This window comes from Variovorax humicola, from assembly GCF_037889915.1.
GTDB classification, from domain to species: Bacteria; Pseudomonadota; Gammaproteobacteria; order Burkholderiales; family Burkholderiaceae_C; genus Variovorax; species Variovorax humicola.
Genome location: NZ_JBBKZV010000061.1, coordinates 1 through 20188, shown reverse-complemented (window position 1 = coordinate 20188; position 20188 = coordinate 1). Strand labels below are relative to the sequence as shown.

Annotated in this window: 20 protein-coding genes; 7 read left to right on the top strand and 13 right to left on the bottom strand. The window is 67.8% G+C overall.

Translation table 11 applies throughout. The features are described 5' to 3' along the window. The coding region (locus WKW80_RS35850) for an acetate--CoA ligase family protein (protein WP_340368324.1) at positions 1-2502 on the bottom strand (2502 nt) is incomplete at its 3' end. A gap of 112 nt (positions 2503-2614) precedes the next feature. Between WKW80_RS35850 and WKW80_RS35845 the strand changes: the two genes are divergently transcribed. Both WKW80_RS35845 and WKW80_RS35840 read left to right on the top strand, forming a co-directional pair. Continuing rightward, entirely contained in the window at positions 2615-3967 is a 1353-nt protein-coding gene (locus tag WKW80_RS35845; protein ID WP_340368323.1) for an MBL fold metallo-hydrolase RNA specificity domain-containing protein, read from the top strand. 13 nt (positions 3968-3980) lie between these two features. Further along, positions 3981-5375, top strand: coding sequence for a phenylacetate--CoA ligase family protein (locus tag WKW80_RS35840; protein ID WP_340368322.1), 1395 nt, complete (start codon positions 3981-3983; stop codon positions 5373-5375). Between the two features lie 6 nt (positions 5376-5381). On the opposite strand, the gene WKW80_RS35835 is transcribed toward WKW80_RS35840, so the two are convergent. Next, a complete protein-coding gene (locus WKW80_RS35835; protein ID WP_340368325.1) occupies positions 5382-6161 on the bottom strand; it encodes a Rossmann-fold NAD(P)-binding domain-containing protein in 780 nt (259 codons plus the stop codon). A gap of 194 nt (positions 6162-6355) precedes the next feature. Between WKW80_RS35835 and WKW80_RS35830 the strand changes: the two genes are divergently transcribed. Beyond that, positions 6356-7090 carry a Crp/Fnr family transcriptional regulator gene (locus tag WKW80_RS35830; protein ID WP_340368321.1) on the top strand — a complete coding sequence of 245 codons (735 nt, stop codon included), beginning with the start codon at positions 6356-6358 and terminating at the stop codon, positions 7088-7090. Here WKW80_RS35830 and WKW80_RS35825 read toward each other — a convergent pair. Both WKW80_RS35825 and WKW80_RS35820 read right to left on the bottom strand, forming a co-directional pair. Next, complete coding sequence (locus WKW80_RS35825; protein ID WP_340368320.1) at positions 7084-9132, bottom strand: ATP-binding protein; 2049 nt, start codon at positions 9130-9132, stop codon at positions 7084-7086. The genes WKW80_RS35830 and WKW80_RS35825 overlap by 7 nt on opposite strands. Beyond that, complete coding sequence (locus tag WKW80_RS35820; protein ID WP_340368319.1) at positions 9132-9866, bottom strand: winged helix-turn-helix domain-containing protein; 735 nt, start codon at positions 9864-9866, stop codon at positions 9132-9134. The genes WKW80_RS35825 and WKW80_RS35820 overlap by 1 nt, the downstream gene beginning before the upstream one ends. A gap of 94 nt (positions 9867-9960) precedes the next feature. Here WKW80_RS35820 and WKW80_RS35815 point away from each other — a divergent pair, with 94 nt between their 5' ends. Then, on the top strand, positions 9961-10176 hold the full coding sequence (locus tag WKW80_RS35815; protein ID WP_340368318.1) for a hypothetical protein: 216 nt from the start codon (positions 9961-9963) through the stop codon (positions 10174-10176). A gap of 46 nt (positions 10177-10222) precedes the next feature. On the opposite strand, the gene WKW80_RS35810 is transcribed toward WKW80_RS35815, so the two are convergent. From WKW80_RS35810 to WKW80_RS35800, 3 genes are read right to left on the bottom strand one after another with little or no spacing between them, the layout of a single operon-like run. Beyond that, the gene (locus WKW80_RS35810; RefSeq protein WP_340368317.1) at positions 10223-10594 is read right to left on the bottom strand and encodes a TraR/DksA family transcriptional regulator; all 372 of its coding nucleotides are present in this window, start codon (positions 10592-10594) and stop codon (positions 10223-10225) included. 8 nt (positions 10595-10602) lie between these two features. Continuing rightward, entirely contained in the window at positions 10603-11148 is a 546-nt protein-coding gene (locus WKW80_RS35805) for a hemerythrin domain-containing protein (RefSeq protein WP_340368316.1), read from the bottom strand. A gap of 21 nt (positions 11149-11169) precedes the next feature. Then, the gene (locus tag WKW80_RS35800; protein ID WP_340368315.1) at positions 11170-11682 is read right to left on the bottom strand and encodes a flavodoxin family protein; all 513 of its coding nucleotides are present in this window, start codon (positions 11680-11682) and stop codon (positions 11170-11172) included. A gap of 89 nt (positions 11683-11771) precedes the next feature. Between WKW80_RS35800 and WKW80_RS35795 the strand changes: the two genes are divergently transcribed. Then, positions 11772-13355, top strand: a complete 1584-nt coding sequence (locus WKW80_RS35795) for a bifunctional aminoglycoside phosphotransferase/ATP-binding protein (RefSeq protein WP_340368314.1) — start codon at positions 11772-11774, stop codon at positions 13353-13355. A 193-nt stretch (positions 13356-13548) separates the two neighbouring features. Here the strand turns inward: WKW80_RS35795 and WKW80_RS35790 are convergent, their stop codons facing one another. Continuing rightward, positions 13549-15912 (bottom strand): phosphoketolase family protein, encoded by a 2364-nt coding sequence (locus WKW80_RS35790; RefSeq protein ID WP_340368313.1) that lies wholly within the window; start codon positions 15910-15912, stop codon positions 13549-13551. Further along, complete coding sequence (locus WKW80_RS35785; protein WP_340368312.1) at positions 15909-16106, bottom strand: hypothetical protein; 198 nt, start codon at positions 16104-16106, stop codon at positions 15909-15911. Before WKW80_RS35785 ends, WKW80_RS35790 begins: the two co-directional genes overlap by 4 nt. Positions 16107-16135: 29 nt before the next feature. Between WKW80_RS35785 and WKW80_RS35780 the strand changes: the two genes are divergently transcribed. Further along, entirely contained in the window at positions 16136-16978 is an 843-nt protein-coding gene (locus WKW80_RS35780) for a universal stress protein (RefSeq protein WP_340368311.1), read from the top strand. Between the two features lie 135 nt (positions 16979-17113). Here WKW80_RS35780 and phbB read toward each other — a convergent pair whose 3' ends face one another. The 3 genes from phbB to WKW80_RS35765 are packed head-to-tail and all read right to left on the bottom strand — an operon-like array spanning position 17114 to position 18961. Beyond that, positions 17114-17833: an acetoacetyl-CoA reductase gene (gene phbB, locus WKW80_RS35775; protein ID WP_340368310.1), complete on the bottom strand. Its 720-nt coding sequence runs from the start codon at positions 17831-17833 to the stop codon at positions 17114-17116. A gap of 2 nt (positions 17834-17835) precedes the next feature. Beyond that, complete coding sequence (locus WKW80_RS35770; protein WP_340368309.1) at positions 17836-18495, bottom strand: BON domain-containing protein; 660 nt, start codon at positions 18493-18495, stop codon at positions 17836-17838. A gap of 43 nt (positions 18496-18538) precedes the next feature. Beyond that, complete coding sequence (locus WKW80_RS35765; RefSeq protein WP_340368308.1) at positions 18539-18961, bottom strand: Hsp20/alpha crystallin family protein; 423 nt, start codon at positions 18959-18961, stop codon at positions 18539-18541. Here WKW80_RS35765 and WKW80_RS37665 point away from each other — a divergent pair. Further along, positions 18852-19670 (top strand): class I SAM-dependent methyltransferase, encoded by an 819-nt coding sequence (locus tag WKW80_RS37665; RefSeq protein WP_422823045.1) that lies wholly within the window; start codon positions 18852-18854, stop codon positions 19668-19670. The two genes, WKW80_RS35765 and WKW80_RS37665, sit on opposite strands and share 110 nt — an antisense overlap. Here WKW80_RS37665 and WKW80_RS35755 read toward each other — a convergent pair. Beyond that, a partial coding sequence (locus tag WKW80_RS35755) for an AAA family ATPase (protein WP_340368307.1) occupies positions 19609-20188 on the bottom strand: 580 nt, incomplete at its 5' end. The genes WKW80_RS37665 and WKW80_RS35755 overlap by 62 nt on opposite strands.

The following is a 20188-nucleotide window of genomic DNA, read 5'->3' as shown; positions in this document are numbered from 1 at the left end:
GAGTTGCGCGAGTAGCAGCCTTCCCAATCCGGCGCCCTTGAGGTCGGAGCGAACGATGATCGCGAACTCGGCTTCGATGTTGTCGGGGTCGCTCACCGTGCGTGCAACGCCAAGCGTCTCGGGGCACCCGCTGGCGTCTACGCCTTCCGCGATGAAGGCCATTTCCCGGTCGTAGTCGATCTGGGTCAGGCGCGCCAGCTCGCTGCGCGGGAGGCTGCGTCGCGTGAGGAAGATGCGCATGCGGATGTCCTCCATGCTGAGGCATGAGAGGAAGCGGCCGTGCTGCACTTCGTCCTCGGGACGTATCGGGCGCAGCGTGATGGCGCGCCCGTTCCAGGTTGTCCGGCGAACCCACTCGGTGGGGTAGGGCACGATGGCAAAGCGTTCGGCGCCGCCGGGCGCCGCTGACGACACGCGGATGCGTGCGTCGAGCGCCAGCGCGCCGTGCTCGTCGACCCACAGGGGGTTGATGTCGAGCTCGGCCAGCCGCGGCAGGTCAGCAAGCATCTGCGACACCGCCATCAGGATGTCGCAGAGCGCGTCCACGCGCGCGGGTGGATGGTCGCGGAAGCCCGCCAGAAGTCTCGACACGTGCGTGCGGGACACGAGTTCGCGAGCAAGGCTGCGATTGAGCGGGGGCAGGGCGACGGCGGTGTCGGCCAACACCTCGACCGCCGTGCCGCCATGGCCGCATAGCAGCACCGGGCCGAAGACCTTGTCGATGCTCGCGCCGACGATCACTTCCTGTGCCCGTGGGCGCCGCGCCATCGATTGCAGGGTGAAGCCGTCGACGCGGGCGTCCGGGCGCGCGGCGCGGACGGCGTCCAGCATGTCGCGCACGGCCTGCACCAGCGACGGCGCATCGCCAAGGTCGAGCCGCACTCCGCCCACATCGGACTTGTGCGTGATGTCGCGCGACCGGATCTTGAGCGCTACCGGGAAGCCGAGCGTGTTCGCGGCGGCGAGGACATCCGATACGGAAGTGGAGGCTTCCTGGCTCGCCACGACCGGGATGCCATAGGCCCGGAGCACCGCACGCGCTTCCTGTTCTCCAAGCCATTCGCGGCCATCGTCGAGGGCGCTCTGTATTTGCCTGCGGGCAAGCGCCGCATCGGGCGCGGGATTCTCGCTGGCGCTCGGCGCCTCCATGAGTGTCTGCTGGTTGCGCCGGTAGGTCTGCAGCATCGCGAAGGCCTGCACGGCTTCCTCGGGCGTGGCGTAGTCGGGGATGTCGGCGCCTTCGAAGCATTGTCGAGCCTGTGCCACCGCCGCGTCGCCGAGCCAGCACGCCATCACGCGCGGCGCCGCCTCGCGCAAAAGCGGAAGGCAGGCGCGCGCGATCTCCTCGCTGGGCACGATCGCCGTGGGCGCATGGATGAAGAGCACTGCACCGGCCGACTTGTCGGCCAGCAACGCCGACAGCGTGGCGGTGTAGCGCTGCGCCGGCGCGTCGCCCACGATGTCGATCGGGTTGCCACGCGACCAGTTCGCCGGCAGCACCACATCGAGCCGCCGCAGCAGCGCGTCGTCGAGCTCGGCGAGCTTCACGCCGGCGCGTGCCGCCGCATCCGCTGCCATCACGCCCGCGCCGCCGCCGTTGGTCATGACCGTGAGCACCTCGCTGTCGTTGCGGCGGAAGTGGGCCAGCGTCTCGGCCGCGGTGAACAGCTCCTGCATCGTGTCGACGCGCAGCATGCCGGCGCGCCGGATCGCGGCGTCGTAGACGATGTCGGAGCCGGCCAGCGCGCCGGTGTGCGAGGCCGCGGCCCGCATGCCATTGCCGGCGCGGCCCGCCTTCACCACGATCACCGGCTTGTTGCGCGCCGCCGCCCGAGCCGCCGACATGAACTTGCGCGGCGACTCGATCGACTCGATGTACAGCAGGATGGCGCGCGTGCGCGCATCGCTGGCGAGGTAGTCGAGCAGGTCGCCGAAGTCGACGTCGCAATGGTCGCCCAGCGAAACCAGGTGCGAGAGCCCGATGCCGCGGCTCCTGGCCCAGTCGAGCATGGCGGTGACGAGTGCGCCCGACTGCGACACGAAGGCCACGTCGCCCGGCAGCGCATCGGTGTGCGCGAAGCTCGCGTTGAGTCCGATGTGCGGGCTCAGCAGGCCGATGCAGTTGGGGCCGAGCAGGCGCACCAGGCAGCGCCGTGCCGCAGCCAGCGCCGCCTGCTTCTGCGCGACCGTGAGCCCGGCCGTGACGATCACGACCGCGCGGGTCCCCAACGCCGCCAGTTGGCCGATCAGCGGTGCGATGGTGTCTGCCGGCGTGCAAAGCAGGGCCAGGTCGGGCACTTCGGGGAGTTCGCCGGCCGTGCGGTAGATGCGCTCCCCGTCCAGCGTCGCATGCCTCGGATTCACGCCGAACACCGCGCCGCGGAAGCCGCCGGCGCGCACGTTGCGCCACACCGTGGCGCCGACGCTTGCCGGGCGCGCGGAAGCGCCGAACACTGCGACGGAACGGGGCGACAGCAGCTGGTCGAGATGGCGAATGCTCAAGGGGACCTCCAGGGTGTCGCGCCATCATCCGTGCATGAGCGAGCCGGCCCTTGACGGAGATCAAGCCGATCCCTCGGCAAGGCTGACACGCTCGGACCCACAAGGAATCATCATGCGAATCCAATTCCTCGGCGGTACCGGCACCGTCACCGGCTCGAAGTACCTGCTCGAGCACGCGGGCAAGCGACTGCTGCTCGATTGCGGGTTGTTTCAAGGTCTCAAGCAACTGCGCCTGCGCAATTGGGATCCCTTGCCCATTGCGCCAGCCAGCATCGATGCGGTGCTCCTCACGCACGCGCACATGGACCACGCCGGTTATGTACCAAGATTGGTCAGGGAGGGCTTCAAGGGCCCCGTCTTCTGCACGCAGGCGACGCGGGACCTGTGCGAGCTGCTGCTGCCGGACTCCGGCCGGCTGCAGGAGGAAGAGGCCGACTTCGCGAACCGCCACGGCCATTCGAAACACAAGCCCGCGCAGCCGCTGTACGACGAGGACGACGCGCGCGCGGCGCTCAAGCACTTCAATCCGATTGCCTTTGACACGGCACATTCGCCATGGCCTGGATGGACTTGGCGTCTGCAGCGGGCAGGACACATCCTCGGCGCGGGCAGCGCGCGCATTGCCTGGGACGCCGGCAGTATTCTCTTTTCGGGCGATCTGGGCCGCAGCGACGACATCGTGATGCGCGCGCCGCAAGTTGCGTCGCCTTCCGACTACGTGGTGATCGAGTCCACCTATGGCGATCGCCCCCATCCCGACATCGACACCCTCGACGCGATGGCGGCGGTAATCAGCCAGACGGCGGCACGCGGCGGCGTGATCGTCATCCCATCCTTTGCCATCGGCCGTGCGCAGACACTGCTCTACTGCATTCACTTGCTCAAGCAGGCGCGCCGCATCCCGGATCTGCCCGTCTACCTGAACAGCCCGATGGCTTGCGACGCCACGCGCATTTTCAGGCACCACCTGGACGAGTTGCGCCTCGACGCCGCGCAGTGCGCCGCCCTGAGCGCCGGCGTGACTTTCGTCAACACCATCGAAGAATCGAAGCGCCTCAACGTGTTGACGAATCCGGCGATCATCGTCTCGGCCAGCGGCATGGCCACAGGCGGACGGGTGTTGCACCACATCGCGACCTACGCGCGGAATGCCCGCAATACCATCCTGTTCGCCGGCTTCCAGGCGGCGGCGACGCGCGGTGCCGCGATGGTGGCCGGCGCATCTTCCGTCAAGATCCATGGCGAGTACGTGCCGATTCGTGCCGAGGTGGCCAACCTGGCCAGCCTGTCGGCCCACGCCGACCGCGAGCAACTGCTGGCCTGGATCGCTGACTTGCCGCCGCCGAAGCGCATATTCGTCACGCATGGTGAGCCTGTGGCGGCCGATGCGCTGCGGCTCGCCATCGAGGAACGGCACGGCTGGCCGGTAACGGTACCCGACTACCTGGAAACGCGTGAGCTCTGACCGCGGGTCCTCCATGACCACTCCGGCACTCGACTACCTGATCTCCGGCTCCGTTGCGCTGGATGTGGCGCTGGCAAGCAAGGCCAGCCGCGAGGCGCTTGACGACCGGCGCGCAGCGCGGCTGGGGAGGCTGCTGGGCACGGCATCGCAAACCTCGCCCCTGTACCGCAAGCTGCTGCATGGCCGAGACACGGCCTCGCTTTCGCTTGGCGACCTGCCGATCATGCACAAGGCACAGTTGATGCACCGCTTCGACGACTGGGTGGGCGACCCGAAGCTGAAACTCGATGCGTTGCGATACTTCGTCGCCGACCACAGCCGCAGAGCCCAACCATACCTTGAGCGCTACGTGGTGTGGGAAAGCTCGGGCAGCACCGGCGTGCCGGGCATCTTCGTGCAGGATGCCCATGCGATGGCCGTCTACGACGCGCTGGAAGCTTTGCGCAGGCCAGTGCTGCGACCCATGCAGCGCCTGCTCGATCCCCTGGGTCTGTCCGAGCGCATCGCATTCGTTGGCGCGCTGGACGGACACTTCGCGAGCACGGTGTCGATCGAGCGGCTGCGGCGGCTGAATCCGGCCATGTCCAGCCAGATCCACTGCATCTCCTTCCTGCAGCCCGTGGACGCCATCGTGCGGGAACTCAACGCGCTCGCGCCGACGGTGATCGCGACCTATCCGAGCGCCGCTGTCCTGCTGGCGGAGGAGCGCGCTGCGGGTCGCCTGGCAGTGGCACCGCAGGAAGTATGGACGGGCGGGGAGGACCTGTCGCCGGCCAAGCGACGCTTCGTGCAACAGGCCTTCGGCTGCTTGGTGGCCAACAGCTACGGTGCCTCTGAATTCCTCGCGCTGGCCTCGGAATGCGCGTTGGGTCACCTGCATCTCAACAGCGACTGGGCGATCCTCGAGTCGGTGGACTCGCATGGCCACGCCGTGCCGGAAGGGAAGGCCGGCGCGACGACGCTGCTCACCAACCTGGCCAACCTCGTGCAGCCGCTGATTCGCTACGACATCGGCGACCGGGTGACCGTGCATGCGGGAACCTGCGAATGCGGCAGCGCGCTGCCCGTGATCGAAGTGCAGGGCCGCAGCGAGGAAACGCTGCATCTCGGCCGCGAGGGAGCGTGCAGCGTGAGCGTCCTGCCGTTAGCGCTGACCACCGTGCTCGAGGAAGAAGCGGCGCTTTTCGACTTTCAGGTCGTCCAGCGTGGGGCCACCGATCTGCTCTTGCGCACCGGACTGCATGGCGCGGTGGGCGAGCTTGCTTTGCAGCGTGCCCGCCGCGTGCTGGGCGATTTCCTGCAGGCCCAGGGTGCTGTCGGCGTGCGCATCCATTGCCTGGCCGGCGAAGCCATTCATTGCAGTCGCAGCGGAAAGATAAAGCGGGTTGTCGTCGCACCGCCACACTGAGGAGCGTCAGGCGCGGGAGATGGTGTCGACCAGTACGGCCTGGATCACGCTGCGATGGTTCTCATCCCGACGCTGTTCGTCGATGGCATGCGACGACGCGTGCATCGGCCAGCGCGGCGAGTTGCAGGCGTCGACGACGAATGCGGCATCGTTTGCGGCGGGGGGATTGTCCTCGGGAATCACCTCGAACCCAATGTTCCGCGCGGCCGAGATGAATGCCTTGGCATGCTCGCTGCCGGGGTCTCCGCGGAAGTGGATCGTGTTGGGCGAGGGCGAAGCCGGCCGTGGATGTTCGTAAAGCGTCATCAGATCGGCCAGCATCCGCGCGGGGTGGCTGTCGAGGCCCAGTCCCTCGTAAACAGGAACACCCGCGGCCTTTTCGATCTCGCGCACCGTGGCCGCGGGCAGAGTGCCGCAATCGATTGCGTCGTACATATGGCCCAGGGTGCGGGCCATGGGGACGATGTCGACATGCAGCGCCCCAGCCGGCTGGCGGCACCAGACCTGCGACACGCGCGCCCCGAGCTCGGTGGCCGCGCGCTGGAGAGCGGAAGGCTCCGAATGTACGGGCCCGGCGAGCAGTAGGGCGACGTTCTTGTTGCGCAGGGGTTTGTGGGTGGCACTGGATTGCAAATCACGGCGAATGCGGCGCGCCGCCGCGAATAGCTCGAGGATGCGCGCCGCCCCCAGTGTTCGCTGGGACAGGTTGCCATACGGGGTGAACGAAGAGAGGTTGTGCACAACCATGACGGTATTCGCTGCCGCAGGCCGGATGTTGATGCGCATCAAGCCCGCGGCGTGTCCACGCGCGAAGTGCGCAAATGTCGCGCGGGTGCTGCTCCCGGTGCCGCAGCGTGCAAGACACAGTGCACAGTGCGGACACAAAGTATTCACGCACTGTTACTCAAACATCCTGCACTGTCGCGGGTCGGTTGCAGTGACTGCCTAAGCTTTCTTCACACCACGGCAAGGAGCCAGCGATGAACGAAGCGATCAGCACCCCTCGGTTCAGCACCCTCGGCGCGAGCCGCATCGCGGACATGCTCCAGCTGTTGCAGGACAGCATGCCGATCCAGCGGCGCGTGGTACGCGCCGGCGATGCGGTCTACCAGGTGGGCCAGTCCTTTGGTTGCCTCTATGTCGTGAACTCCGGCTTTTTCAAGATGGTCAACCTCTCGGGCGAAGGCCGCGAGCAGGTGGTCAGTCTGCATTTCAAGGGCGACTGGATGGGGCTCGATGGCATCTCGAACGGCAAGTACGGTTGCGACGCGATCGCGATGGACACCGGTGAGATCTGGGCCATCCGCTACGACGCGTTGATTCAGGCCGCGGTTCGCACGCCGGCCCTGCTGACAGCGATGCATGGCGCCATGAGCCGCGAGCTGCGTCGCGACCACGATTCGATGATGTCGCTGTGCACGCTGCCGGCCGACGCCCGCGTGGCCGGCTTCCTGCGCTACTGGGCCGATGCGCTCGACCAGCGGGGCCTGCGCACGGACCAGTTCACGCTGCGCATGACGCGCGCCGAAATCGGAAACTACCTCGGCATGACACTGGAGACCGTGAGCCGCGCGCTGTCCAAACTCGCCCGCGTCGACGTGATCCGCTTCACGGAAAAAGGCCGTCGTGACATCCACATTCCGCAGATCGAAGCACTGACGGACTTCATCAGGGACATGAGTTCGCCGGCCGTGGGCGCGGCGGCGTTTCACTGAGTGCCGTTCATTACCTTGGCCATGGCGCGCTCAAGCTCGGTGCGGGTATAGGGCTTGCGCAGCAGTTCCCGGCCGGGCTCTTCGTCGAGCAGCGCGCTCGAATAACCCGACATCAGCAGTACCCGCGCTCCGGGAACGCGCTCCCGCACGCGGTCGGCCAGTTCGGTACCTCGCATGCCGGGGCCCAGCACGATGTCGGTCAGCAGCAGATCGAAGACTGCGCCTGCATCCAGCGCCTGCAAGGCCGCCTCGGCGTCCGCGCAGACGATCGCCTCGCAGCCCATCGCCAAAAGGAAAGCCTGGACCACCTTGCGCACCTCGGCATCGTCCTCGACCAGCAGTACCTTCAGGCCGGCCCGCACGCGACGCGGCTCATCCGCGTCGGAGTGCTTTTCCGCGAGCACTCGCTCGGCCACCCGCGGCAGGTAGAGGGTGACGGTGGTGCCCGCACCCAGCGTACTCTGCAGCATGACGGCGCCGTGCGACTGCCTGGCGAAGCCATAGACCGTCGACAAGCCCAGGCCGGTGCCGCGGCCGGCTTCCTTGGTGGTGAAGAAGGGCTCGAAGGCGTGCTCCTTTACGTGATCGGGCATTCCTTGTCCGCTGTCGGAGATGGCGATCGCGACATAGCCATCCGCGCAAGGCGGTGCGCGCTCCGCTCCGCCTTGCGCGGGCAACGCCTCTGCTGGCCGGCAGGCGATGGCGATGGTGCCGCCTTGTGGCATGGCGTCGCGCGCGTTGATGGCGATGTTCAGCAATGCTGATTCAAGCTGCACCGGGTCTGCCATGCACAGGAGATCCACCGCCCGCAGCGTGATCGCGATGCGCTGGTCGAGCGTGCGCCGGAGCATATCCGTCAGGGAGCCCAGCAGCGCAAAGACGTCGACGACGATCGGCTGCAGCACCTGGCGCCGCGAAAAGGCCAGCAGCTTGCTTGTGAGCTCGGCGCCGCGGCGCGTGGCGCGATGGGCCGCCGCGACCAGTTGTTGGACCATCGGGTCGTCGGCACAGGCGGGCAACTGCTCCAGCACCTGCAGGTTGCCGGAGATCACGGTCAGCAGGTTGTTGAAGTCGTGGGCGACGCCTCCAGTAAGGTGGCCCACCGTTTCCAGCCGCTGCGCATGGTTGAGCGCATCCTCGCTGGTGGTGCGCTGCATCACGGTGGCCAGCATGCTCGACAGCGACTCCAGGAAACGCACCTCGTCGTCGCCGAAGCGCTGCGGCGTGCGCGAGCGCACCGCCAGCGTGCCGATGGTGCGGCCGCGGTCGCCCAGCGGCACGGACAGCTCGCACACGATGCCGGCGCGGATGTAGTGCGCCGGGATGGTAAAGCGCTCCTCGCTCGCGTAGTCGCGCATCAGCACGGACTCGCCGGTAGCCGCAACGTGTCCCGAGGGTGAGCGCGGCTCGTTCGGCAGCCGCTTGCCGACGGCCTCTTCCGGGAGGAGGCCGACGCCGGCGGCGATGCGGAATTCGAGTCCGCTGGCTTCGAGCAGCAGCACCTTCGCCATCTCGACCTGCAGCGCTTCCGAGGCGATGGCAGGCGCCAGCTCCAGCAGGTACTCGGAATCCCGTGCCTCGACCGCGAGTCGTCCGAAGCGGGCCAGGTGTTCGGCATAGCGCGCGCGCTGCAGCGCCTGCTTGACGCGCGGATACTCGCCCACGCTGCGGATCGCCGCGACGACATAGGGCAGGCCGTGGTCCTGCAGCGGGCTCAGGCCGATCTCGACGTTCACCTCGCTGCCGTCCCGGCGCCGCGCGACCAGGTCCATCTGCATGCCCATCGCCCGGGAGCGCGGTTGTTCCGCGTAGGCGTTGCGCCATGCGGCATGGCGCGACCTGACCGCGTCGGGCACCAGCTGCTCGACCGACAGGGCCGTGAGCTCCTCCATCGAATAGCCGAGCAACTCGAGCGCCGCGGGATTGGCCAGCCGGATCGTGCCCTGCATGTCGACCAGCAGCAGCGCGTCGGGATACGCGTGGAAAAGCGACCGAAACACCGGACCATCGTCCAGCCCCGGCGGGGAGGGCAAGGGTGTCATCACGCAGCCTCGACCTTCGGCACGAGGATGTAGCCCGCGCCGCGCACCGACTTGATGATCTGCGGATTGTCGGGATCAGCCTCGACTTTGCGGCGCAGGCGGCCGATCTGCACATCGATGGTCCGGTCGAACGGGCCGCTGTCGCGCCCACGTGTTTCGCCGAGCAGGAAATCGCGCGATAGCACGCGACCCGGATGCGTGACCAGCGCGGTCAGCAGGTCGAATTCGCCGGTGGTGAGCGCGACTTCGACGCCCTTCGGATCGAGCAGCCGACGCGCGCCGGTGTCAAGTTGCCATTGCGCGAAGCGCAGCGTCGGGGAAGTCGCCGCTTCGGCGGGCGCGGGTGCCGCGCCGGACGCAGGAGTCAGCCGGCGCAGCACAGCCTTGATACGGGCCAGCAGTTCGCGCAGGTCGAAAGGCTTGGTGACGTAGTCGTCTGCGCCGACTTCCAGCCCGACCACCTTGTCCACGGCATCGCCCCGTCCGGTCAGGATCACGAGGCCGCAATGCCAGTGTTCGCGCAAGGTGCGCGCGATCGAGAAGCCGTCTTCGCCGGGCAATCCAAGGTCGAGCAGCACGAGAGCGGGCGCATCGCGCGCCATCAGGTCCATGAGCGCGTTGCCGGAATGCACCTGGCTGACGCGAAAGCCGTTGCTGCCAAGGTAGATTGCCAATAGTTGGGTGATGTCGGCCTCGTCGTCGAGGACAGCAAGGTGCACGGTGGGGATATTCACGCGCGCATCGTAGTGCGCGCAGGCTGCTTGCGCTACATCAACATGCGCGACCAAGGGTCGTGGGAAGCTGATGGTCATTCGACAGGAGATCCCCATGCCCAATCGAGACTCGTCCCCCTCGCTGCTTCAGAACAACCTGCTGCAAGGCGTTCTCGAATGGCAGAGCGCCTTTGCGGGGCTGCTGCTGCAGGCCCAGCAGAACCAGCTTCAAATTCTTGCGGCGGCGCAGCGCGCCGTCCAGGAAGGCCAGCGCGACCTGTGGGACCGTTGGGTCTGCCGCTTCGGCGGCGGTGTGCCGCTGGACGGCTGAACGGCTGGGCCGTTCAACCGCTCGGCGGTCGAGGTTCAGCTGCGGTTCATGGAAGACGCGATTCCAGCGCCGTCTGGCAGGCCGCGCAGCGGATGGCCACGGGCTGCGCCAGCAGGCGCAGCCGCGGAATCTCCTCACCGCAGTCGACGCAGATGCCGTAGCGCCCGTCGGCCATGCGGCGCTCGGCCTGCTCGATCTCGTGCAGCCGGTGGCGGTCGTTCTCGATTTCCGCGGACTTCAGTTCCTGCTCGCGCTCGAGTTCCGCATCGTCGGCATTGGCATGCACTTCGCTTCCGAGCGAGGCCGCCTCGCTGTCGACATGCGGTGCACTTGCGCGCAACTCCGCGAGCACTTCATGCTTCATGGCCTGCAGTTGCTTTGCCAGGGCGATGCAGTCTTCGGTGTGGAGGTGTTTCATGGTTCGGTTCAGGCGGTTTGGGCCAGTGCGTTGCGTAGATTCCGGAAGCCGGCGGCCGTGACGGCGCCGAACAGAGGATCGGGCTGCGTGGACGCGGATTTGCCGATCGCCTTCCAGTCGTGCGCGTCGAGCAGGCTCGCCGCGCGCGGCAGGATCACGCGCTCTTCGGTGGCGAGATGGTGACGGTAGTAGAAGAGGTAGAGCGCCGCGGCCGCTTCGACGCGTGCGCGCGCGACCACCGCGTCGCCGATGATGTCGCGCAGCAGCTTTGCCAGCTCCTCGCCGGCGCGGGCAATGACGCGGTGTTCCTGCTTCAGGCGGTTGGTTGGCACGCGCAGCTCCGGCGCGCGCTGGGCCAGCCGTTCGAACGCCGCATCCTCCAGCGGGTGATGGGCCCGGTCGCCGTATTCGCGCAGGTATGCAATGGCGTCGAGCATGAGGTTGTAGTCGGGCTCGCCATCGTCGCGAAATGCCTCGACCTGCCGCTCCAGCAGGTCGAGCAGGCGCGAAAAATGGACATGGTCGGCATGCCATTGTGGGATCAGGCTTTTCATGCGGTTCTTTCGTCGGGCGGGTCAGGCAAATTGCATCGGGCGCACGGTCTCTTGCGAAGCGCCCGCGCTGGCGACGGCCGTGCCGAAGGCCTTCAGGCGCGCGGCGCAACTACCGTCGTCGACCTCGCGCGCGGTGAAGGTGGTGCTCAAGGCGGGCTCGCGACCGACCAGCTGGGCGATTTCCGCGGCGGCGTTGGGTCCGCCGCTGCCGCCCATGACGGAGATGACGGCGATCTCGGGCAGCCACTTGCAATAGTCCGCGACGAAACTGCGCATGGGCCCGGCCAGCCGTAGCAGCCAGACCGGCGAGACCAGCACGACGGCGTCGAAGTCTTCCGGCGGCGGGCCTTCGTAGCGGATGGGCGGGCGCAGCCGAAACAGCGATTCGAGCACGCAGCGCAGGTTGCCGCGTCCGGCGGCCGGGGCGGCCTCGAAGACCTCGCCCATCTGCCAGTCCTGCTGCATGCAAAGGAGCTTTGCCACGTTGCGCGAGGTGCCGGTATGGGAATAGACGATCACCAGGACTTTGCTCATCATCGACTCCGCATGCTCATGAGGAAATTCAATGTAGGCGGCGGTGCGGCGCCCGACCTTGCGTTGCATCAAGGAATGGGGCGGGGCGCATGGCACAGTCCGTCACGATGAACCGGCACGCCACGACAACCGACCCGGTGGACCCGACGCTGCCACTTGCGCTGAGACGGCAGTTGCAGGCGTCCACCGGCGAGCCGGTGGCGCTGGTCGAGACGCACATCTCGTGGGTGCTGCTGACTTCGTCGCTGGCCTACAAGCTCAAGAAGCCGGTGCGCCTGGCCTTCGTCGACTTCAGCACGCTCGCGGCGCGCCGGCACTTCTGTGCGGAAGAGCTGCGACTCAACCAGCTGCACGCACCGGGGCTCTATCTCGACGTGCTTCCGGTTTGCGGCACGCCGCAGGCGCCGCGCCTCGGCGCCGCGGACGACGAAAGCGCGGAGCCGATCGACTACGTGGTCCGCATGCGCCGCTTTCCCGACGGAATGCTGCTGCGCGAATTGCTGCTGTCGGGCCGGCTGGACGCCGTCGAGCTCGATGGCCTGGCCGAGCGGCTGGCGTCGCTCCACGCTGCGGCGCCGGTGGCCGAGGCGGCATCGGGCTTCGGCGCACCGGAGCGTGTCGAAGGCGCGGTCATGGCGGCGCTCGACGGCCTGGAGGCCGCATGCGGCGCAGCCCGCATCCTGTCCCTGCGGCGCTGGGTCGAGGCGCGCGTGCAGGGCCTGCGCATGGCCTGGCTGCTGCGCCAGCGAACCGGCGCGGTGCGCGAGTGCCATGGCGATCTGCACCTGGCCAACGTGGTCCGGCTGGACGGCCGGCTGCTGCCTTTTGATTGCATCGAGTTCGACCCGGCCCTGCGCTGGATCGACGTGATGAGCGACCTCGCCTTCCTTACGATGGACCTGAAGGCGCACGGCCGCACCGACCTGGCCTTTCGCTTCCTCGACCGCTACCTGCAGCATTCCGGCGATTTCGAGGGCCTGCCGGTGCTGCGCTTCTACGAGGTGTACCGGGCGCTGGTGCGGGCCCAGGTCGCGTGCCTGCGTGCGCCATCGGGCGCGGGCCAGCCCGATGCCGAGGACTACCTGCGCTGCGCCGAGGACATCGTGCGCCGGGCCGAACGCGCGCCGCGCCTGCTGATCACGCACGGCCTGTCAGGTTCCGGCAAATCGACCATGGCGGGCCAGCTGCTGGAACTGGCGGGTGCGGTGCGGCTGCGCTCCGATGTCGAACGCAAGCGCCTGTTCGGGCTGCCCGCGCTGGCCCGCTCGGCCGACCGCGGCATCGACATCTACACGCCCGAAGCCACCCGCCGCTCCCTGGCCCGGATCGCCGAGGGCGTGCGCCTGGCACTGCATGCGGGCTATCCGACCATCGTCGACGCGGCCTTCCTGCGCCGCGCCGAGCGCGCGAGCTTTCGCGCGCTGGCGGCGTCCCTGCGATTGCCCTTCGCGATCCTCGACCTGCGCGCCAGCCCCGCCCAGTTGCGGCACCGCGTCGCGGCGCGCCTGGCCGAGGGCGGCGATCCGTCCGAGGCCGACGCGGCGGTGCTGGAGCGGCAGTTCGCGTTCCACGAAGCACTGGACGCCCAGGAGCGCGCGATAGCGATCACGACGGAAACCGAGCCGCGGCCGGAAGCGGCAACGCTGTGCGCACTCTGGATGGCCGGCGCCTGAGTTGCCCAGAGCTTCTCAAGGCAGCAGCACCGCGGCGCCCTGCAGCCGCGTCGAGCGGCTCGGGCGGCTGCTGGTCGGAGCCACCGGCCCGGACCGCACCGATGCTGCGGGCGGTACTCGATGACCAGCGGCAGGCCTGCTGCCGTCAGCACCATCGCCCGCATCATCGAATCGGTGCGCATTGCAGCTTGCCTCAGCGCGCCGGCCATTGCCAGCCGGCGATCTCCGGCATGTCCTGCCCGTGGCAGCGGATGTAGGCATGGTGCTCGAGCAGCCGGTCGCGCAGCCGCTGCTGCACATGCCCCGCGATGTCGCGGATGCGCGGCACGCAGTCGATGGCGGCGGCGGCCAGGTGGAAGCGGTCGAGCCGGTTGAGCACGGTCATGTCGAAGGGCGTGGTGGTGGTGCCTTCCTCGCGATAGCCGTGCACGTGGAAGTTGCCATGGTTGGCGCGCTGGTAGGTCAGCCGGTGGATCAGCGCGGGATAGCCGTGCCAGGCGAAGATCACCGGTGCATCGGTGGTGAACATCGAATCGAAGGTCGCGTTGCTGACGCCGTGCGGATGGGCCAGGGGCGATTGCAGGGCCATCACGTCGACCACGTTGACGACGCGCACCTTCAGCTCGGGCAGCTCCTGGCGCAGCAGGTCGACCGCGGCCAGCGTCTCCAGCGTGGGCACGTCGCCGGCACAGGCCATCACCACGTCGGGTGCCACGCCCTCGTCGTTGCTGGCCCAGGTCCAGACGCCCAGGCCGGCGCGGCAATGGCGCTCGGCCGCGGCCATGTCGAGCCACTGGTGCGCGGGTGCCTTGCCGGCCACGATGACGTTCACATAGTCGCGGCTGCGCAGGCAGTGGTCCACCACCGACAGCAGGGTATTGGCATCCGGTGGCAGGTAGACGCGCACCACGTCGGCGCTCTTGTTGGCGACGTGGTCGATGAAACCGGGGTCCTGGTGGCTGAAGCCGTTGTGGTCCTGCTGCCAGACGTGACTGGTGAGCAGGTAGTTCATCGACGCGACGGGGCGCCGCCAGGGGATCTTGCGCGTGGTCTTCAGCCACTTCGCATGCTGGTTGAACATCGAGTCGATGATGTGGATGAAGGCTTCGTAGCACGAGAAGAAGCCGTGGCGGCCGGTCAGCAGGTAGCCTTCGAGCCAACCCTGGCACAGGTGCTCGCTCAGCACTTCCATGACACGGCCGTCGGGCGAGACATGGTCGTCGCCGGGCTCGATGAGGGCGGTCGAGGTGCGGTCGCTGACCTCGAACACCGCGCCGAGGCGGTTCGACGCGGTCTCGTCGGGCCCCATGATGCGGAAGTTGGCATGGGCATCGTTCAGGCGCATCACGTCGCGCAGGAACTGGCCGGCCACGCGCGTCGCCTCGGCGCGCACGGCACCCGGCGTGGTCACCGCGACTGCGTAAGTGCGGAAGTCGGGCAGCAGCAGGTCCTTCAGCAGCAGCCCGCCGTTGGCATGCGGATTGGCGCTCATGCGGCGCGATCCTTCGGGGGCCTGCGCGGCGATCTCGGGGCGCAGGCTGCCGGCCGCGTCGAACAGCTCCTCGGGCCGGTAGCTGCGCATCCAGTCTTCCAGCAGCCCGATGTGGGCGGGGTCTTCCGCGAAGCCGGTCAGGGGCACCTGGTGCGCGCGGAACGTGCCTTCGATGGCCGCGCCGTCCACGTTCTTCGGCCCGGTCCATCCCTTGGGCGTGCGCAGCACGATCATCGGCCAGCGCCGGCGGGTGCTGAAGCCGTCCTCGCGCGCCTCGGCCTGGATCGCGCCGATGGCCTCGAGCGAGGCGTCGAGTGCGTGCGCCATCGCCGCATGCATGGCGAAGGGCTCGTCGCCCGAGACGAAATGCGGCTCCCAGCCGTAGCCGCGCATGAGCTGCGCGAGCTGCTCGTCGCCGATGCGTGCCAGCACCGTGGGGCCGGCGATCTTGTAGCCGTTGAGGTGCAGGATGGGCAGCACGGCACCATCGCGCGCCGGGTTCAGGAACTTGTTGGAATGCCAGCTGGCGGCCAGCGCGCCGGTCTCGGCCTCGCCGTCGCCGACGACGCAGCATGCGACCAGGGCAGGGTTGTCGAACACGGCGCCGAACGCGTGCAGCAGCGCATAGCCGAGCTCGCCGCCTTCATGGATCGAGCCCGGCGTCTCCGGCGCCACGTGGCTCGGGATGCCGCCGGGAAAGGAGAACTGCGTGAACAGCCGGCGCATGCCCGCGGCGTCGCGCGAGACCGCGGGATAGACCTCGCTGTAGCTGCCCTCGAGGTAGACGTTGGCGACCACGCCCGGCCCGCCATGGCCGGGGCCGGCGATGAAGATCGCGTCCAGGTCGCGTGCCTTGATGGCGCGGTTCATGTGCGCGTAGACGAAGTTGAGGCCGGGCGTCGTGCCCCAGTGGCCGAGCAGGCGCGGCTTGATGTGGTCGAGGCGCAGCGGCTCGCCGAGCAAGGGGTTGTCCATGAGATAGATCTGCCCCACCGACAGGTAGTTGGCCGCGCGCCACCAGGCGTCGAGCCGCGAGAAATCATGATCGGGCGAGGTAGGACTCATCTGGAACAGCTCCATTCGGCGAGGCTTCGACGATAGGAAGTGACCTTGCGCGCGCCATTGATCTGTGTCAATCGAGGGCGCATGCGATGCAACTTCCTCTGCACGTCGATCATGGCGACCGGGGCCGGTCCGGCGCGCGGGCTTGCGTTGCCTTGATCCGCGTCAACAAATGGCCGAGCGGGGCCGATGAACATGGGCGCACTTTGAACCAAGGGGTGAACCCATGACCTATCGAACCATCCTCGTGCACCTGGACCGCACCGGCGCCAGCCGCGCCCGCACCGAGATTGCCGCGCAGTGTGCGCGTGCCCACGGCGGCCACCTGGTCGGCCTGATCTCGACCGGGCTCATCGACGGAATCATTCCCGCGGAAGAAATCCTCTCCGGGGCGACCGACTACATCGCGGAGTGCGCGGACTACCTGCGCAACCGTGCCGAAGCCATCAGCCGTGAATTCCGCGAGCATGTGTCCTCGGGCGGGCCGCTGTCGCACGAAGTGCGGCTCATCGATGCCGTCACTGTCGACGCCGTGGTGCGGCACGGCCGAGCCAGCGACCTGGTGGTGCTCGGGCAGCGCGACGATGCCGCGGTCAAGGACATCACCGCGCGCGACCTGCCGCAACAGGTCGTGATGGAAGTGGGCCGGCCGGTGCTGCTGGTGCCCTACGCAGGGCATTTCGAGGGTGTCGCGACCAACGTTGCCGTGGCCTGGGACGGCTCGCGCGAGGCCTCGGTGGCGTTGCGGGCTGCGCTGCCGGCGCTGAAGCTCGCGACCAAGGTCACGCTGCTCAGTTGCCGCGCGGTGCATGACGACGGTGCCGACGCGCACCTGCTGGTGCCCGAGGTGGTGCAGTACCTGCAGCGGCACGGGATCCAGGCGACCTTCGAACGGGAGGTCACCGAGATCGACGTGGCGGATGCATTGCTCTCGCGCATTTCCGACCTGGGCGCGAACCTGCTGGTGATGGGCGGCTACGGCCATTCGCGGTTTCGCGAGCTGATGCTCGGTGGCGTCACGCGTCAGATCCTGGCGCAGATGACCGTGCCGGTGCTAATGGCGCATTGACGGGATGCGCATCCTCATCATCCAGGGTCATCCCGACCGCGGTGCCCTGCACTTCTGCCACTCGCTGGCAGACGCCTATGCCGAAGGCGCGCGCAGCGCCGGGCACGCTTGCTGACGCTCGGCTCCTTCGCACTCTCAGGCCATGTACTTGCCGCCGTTGACCGGCAGCGTCACGCCGGTGATGAAGCCGGCCTCGTCGGCTGCCAGGAAGACCACGCAGCGCGCAATTTCCCCGGCCGCGGCAAGACGGCCCACCGGCACGGTCTTCAGGATGTTCGTCATCACCTCGGGCGACACGGCCGCGACCATGGCGGTGTCGGTATAGCCGGGCGCAATCACGTTGACGGTGATGTTGCGCGCCGCGCTCTCGAGCGCCAGCGCCTTGCTGAATCCGATCAGGCCCGCCTTGGCGGCGGCATAGTTCGTCTGCCCGACCTGGCCCGACTGCCCGTTGACCGAGCCCATGTTGACGATGCGTCCGAAGCGCCGCTCGCGCATGCCCTCGATCACCGCGCGGCACATGTTGAAGCAGCCGCCCAGGTTCACGTCCAGCACCTCGCGCCACTGCTCGACGCTCATCTTGTGCAGCATCGTGTCGCGCGTGATGCCGGCGTTGTTGACCAGCACGTCCACCGGCCCGAGCTGCGCTTCGACGCGCGAGACGCCGTCGCGGCAGGCTTGCGGGTCGGCGACGTTCCACTGAAAGGTCGCGATGCCGGTCTGCGCCGCAAATGCCGAAGCGGCGGCCTCGTTGCGGCCGTAGTTGGCCGCGACCCGGTAGCCGGCGGCCTGGAGGGCGAGTGCCGTGGCGGCGCCGATGCCCGCAGTGCCGCCGGTGACCAGGGCGGTGCGCATCCTCAGGCTTCGATGAGCAGGTTGTTGACCACGCTGGCGACGCCCGGCGCCGACCATGCCGCGCCTTGCGCCGCCTTGCGTTCGGCCCATGAATGGACCTTGCCGCGCAGGGTGACGACGCCGCCGTCGACCAGGATCTGGATGTGGCGCGCCTCCCGGCTGGCCTGGCGCTCGAGCGCGCCCTCGATCTTCGTGGCGATGTCGCTGGACTTGACCCTCGGCTTGACCACCAGCTGGTTGGCCACGCTCACCACGCCCAGCAGGTCGCGCACCGCAACTTCGGCGGCCTGGCGCTGGTAGGCCCACTCGAGCTCGCCGCTCAGGGTGACGCAGCCGTCTTCCACCATCACCTTGATCTTTTCATGGGGGACCAGCACGTTCCATTCGAGCGCGCGCTCGACCGCCTGGGCAATGTCGGCATCGGTACGTTCGAAGCCGACCGCCAGCCTGACCTCCATCTCGACGGCGATCGCCTTGACGCCCTCGACACGCTGCGCAGCGTTTTCGATCGCATGCTTTTCCGCCAGGCTGCAGGGATGGCCGGCGAGGGTGACGACGCCGTCCTTGACGATGACGCCGATCTGGGTGGCGGGCGTCCTTATGGCGGGGTCCCAGGTGATCTCCGCGACGACGTCGGCCTTGAGTTGGGAATCTGATTTCATGGTGTTTCCTTTCAGGGATCGAGTGGGGGGTTGCGGGTCGGCGCTACTGGATCTTCAGGAGCTTGCTGCTGACGCCTTCCCGCTTGGGCAGCGTCAGGTGCAGGATGCCGTCTTCAAGCTTGGCCACAGCCGCCTTGTCGTCGACGTCGGTGGCGAGCGTGAAGCCGCGCGACACGCTGCCGCGATAGGTTTCCCTGACGAGAGAGCGGTCGTCCTTCCGTTCCTGGTCCTTCCTGATGTCGGCGGCGATCGACACGTAGTTGCCGTCGATCGAGACGCGCACGTCCTCCTTTTTGGCGCCGGGGAGTTCGGCGCTGACGAGGTACTCCTTGTCGTTCTCGTTGATGTCGACGCGAATGTCCGCGGGCAGTTCGACGCCGTCCATCAGTTGCATGGGCCTGGCGAAGCGCCGGATCATTTCGGGGAACAGGTTCTCGAGGCGGTCGAGGCGGGTCAATGCGTTCATGGTGATTCCTCTCAATGGATGGGTGGGCTGCGGCCCCGTGCGTGCAATGCGCGTCGAAGCCGTATGGAGATTCTTGGGCGTCCTGCGTCGGCATTCCTTGCGCAGAATCAAGCGTTGGCCATTTGGTGCGCGGCTTCGACGTTCCGGCAGCAGTTCGCCTGTGGGACGACTCGGTGCATGCGCTCGAACGCGCGTGCGCCGGCGTTCACGCTGGTTCTGCGCGACCCGGCGCTGCTGCGACCGCGCGGCCAACTCGTTCCACTATGACGTGTCGAACGAGTTCTATGCGCTGTGGCTGGACGACGAGCGCGTCTGTTCCTGCGCGTATTTCGGGGACGCGGACGAGACGCTCCCTTCGGGATGCGGCACTACGCGCCAAGACGGTCCGGGGCCTGCTGGTGGCGGTTGCCGGTTGCATGCTCTGCGCGCCGCTCCTGGGCCTGCCGGTCGGCATCGGCGCGCTCGTCGGCGCCGGATCGATGGCGGGCGATGCGCCATCGAGCTTCATCAAGCGGCGCCTGGCGATATCGGTTCCGGCGAGCAGGCATTCGGGCTCGACCAGATACCGGAGTCGTTCGTGGCCTTGCCGGCGGTGAGCTTCGCGCTGGAACTGTCGCTGTTGCAGATCGCGGCGACGACCCTGGCCTTCAGGCCGGCGCGTGCGCCGCGCGCCGGCGGGCGGGCGCCGGATGGCCCTTCGAGAAGCTGAATCGTCCCGGCTGCCGCACCGGGTCGGTGGCGACCTCGATCGTGTCCTTCGGCCCGAAGCTGCCGTCGAGCAGCAGCTTCGACAACGGGTTCTCGATGCGCTGCTGGATCGCCCGCTTGAGCGGCCGCGCGCCGAATACCGGGTCGAAGCCGACCTTGGCGATTTCCGCCAGCGCCGCGGCCGACACGTCCAGGCCCAGGTCCATCTTCGCCAGGCGTGCCTGCAGCACCTTGAGCTGAATCGCCGCGATGGCCTCGATGTTCTTCGCATCGAGCGCGTGGAACACCACCGTCTCGTCGATGCGGTTCAGGAACTCGGGGCGGAAGTAGTTCTTCAACTCGTCCCACACCGCATCCTTGATCTCCTCCGCCGGCTTGCCGACCATCGCCTGGATGATGGGCGAGCCGATGTTGCTGGTCATCACGATGACGGTGTTCTTGAAGTCCACGGTACGGCCCTGGCCATCGGTCAGGCGGCCGTCGTCGAGCACCTGCAGCAGCACATTGAACACATCCGGA

Excerpts from the sequence above, each read along its gene's own strand:
- WKW80_RS35845 (WP_340368323.1), top strand. The coding sequence starts at position 2,615 with ATGCGAATCCAATTCCTCGGCGGTACCGGCACCGTCACCGGCTCGAAG.
- WKW80_RS35840 (WP_340368322.1), top strand. The coding sequence starts at position 3,981 with ATGACCACTCCGGCACTCGACTACCTGATCTCCGGCTCCGTTGCGCTG.
- WKW80_RS35835 (WP_340368325.1), bottom strand. The coding sequence starts at position 6,161 with ATGCGCATCAACATCCGGCCTGCGGCAGCGAATACCGTCATGGTTGTG.
- WKW80_RS35830 (WP_340368321.1), top strand. The coding sequence starts at position 6,356 with ATGAACGAAGCGATCAGCACCCCTCGGTTCAGCACCCTCGGCGCGAGC.
- WKW80_RS35825 (WP_340368320.1), bottom strand. The coding sequence starts at position 9,132 with ATGACACCCTTGCCCTCCCCGCCGGGGCTGGACGATGGTCCGGTGTTT.
- WKW80_RS35815 (WP_340368318.1), top strand. The coding sequence starts at position 9,961 with ATGCCCAATCGAGACTCGTCCCCCTCGCTGCTTCAGAACAACCTGCTG.
- WKW80_RS35810 (WP_340368317.1), bottom strand. The coding sequence starts at position 10,594 with ATGAAACACCTCCACACCGAAGACTGCATCGCCCTGGCAAAGCAACTG.
- WKW80_RS35805 (WP_340368316.1), bottom strand. The coding sequence starts at position 11,148 with ATGAAAAGCCTGATCCCACAATGGCATGCCGACCATGTCCATTTTTCG.
- WKW80_RS35800 (WP_340368315.1), bottom strand. The coding sequence starts at position 11,682 with ATGAGCAAAGTCCTGGTGATCGTCTATTCCCATACCGGCACCTCGCGC.
- WKW80_RS35795 (WP_340368314.1), top strand. The coding sequence starts at position 11,772 with ATGGCACAGTCCGTCACGATGAACCGGCACGCCACGACAACCGACCCG.
- WKW80_RS35790 (WP_340368313.1), bottom strand. The coding sequence starts at position 15,912 with ATGAGTCCTACCTCGCCCGATCATGATTTCTCGCGGCTCGACGCCTGG.
- WKW80_RS35785 (WP_340368312.1), bottom strand. The coding sequence starts at position 16,106 with ATGTTCATCGGCCCCGCTCGGCCATTTGTTGACGCGGATCAAGGCAAC.
- WKW80_RS35780 (WP_340368311.1), top strand. The coding sequence starts at position 16,136 with ATGACCTATCGAACCATCCTCGTGCACCTGGACCGCACCGGCGCCAGC.
- phbB (WP_340368310.1), bottom strand. The coding sequence starts at position 17,833 with ATGCGCACCGCCCTGGTCACCGGCGGCACTGCGGGCATCGGCGCCGCC.
- WKW80_RS35770 (WP_340368309.1), bottom strand. The coding sequence starts at position 18,495 with ATGAAATCAGATTCCCAACTCAAGGCCGACGTCGTCGCGGAGATCACC.
- WKW80_RS37665 (WP_422823045.1), top strand. The coding sequence starts at position 18,852 with ATGTCCGCGGGCAGTTCGACGCCGTCCATCAGTTGCATGGGCCTGGCG.
- WKW80_RS35765 (WP_340368308.1), bottom strand. The coding sequence starts at position 18,961 with ATGAACGCATTGACCCGCCTCGACCGCCTCGAGAACCTGTTCCCCGAA.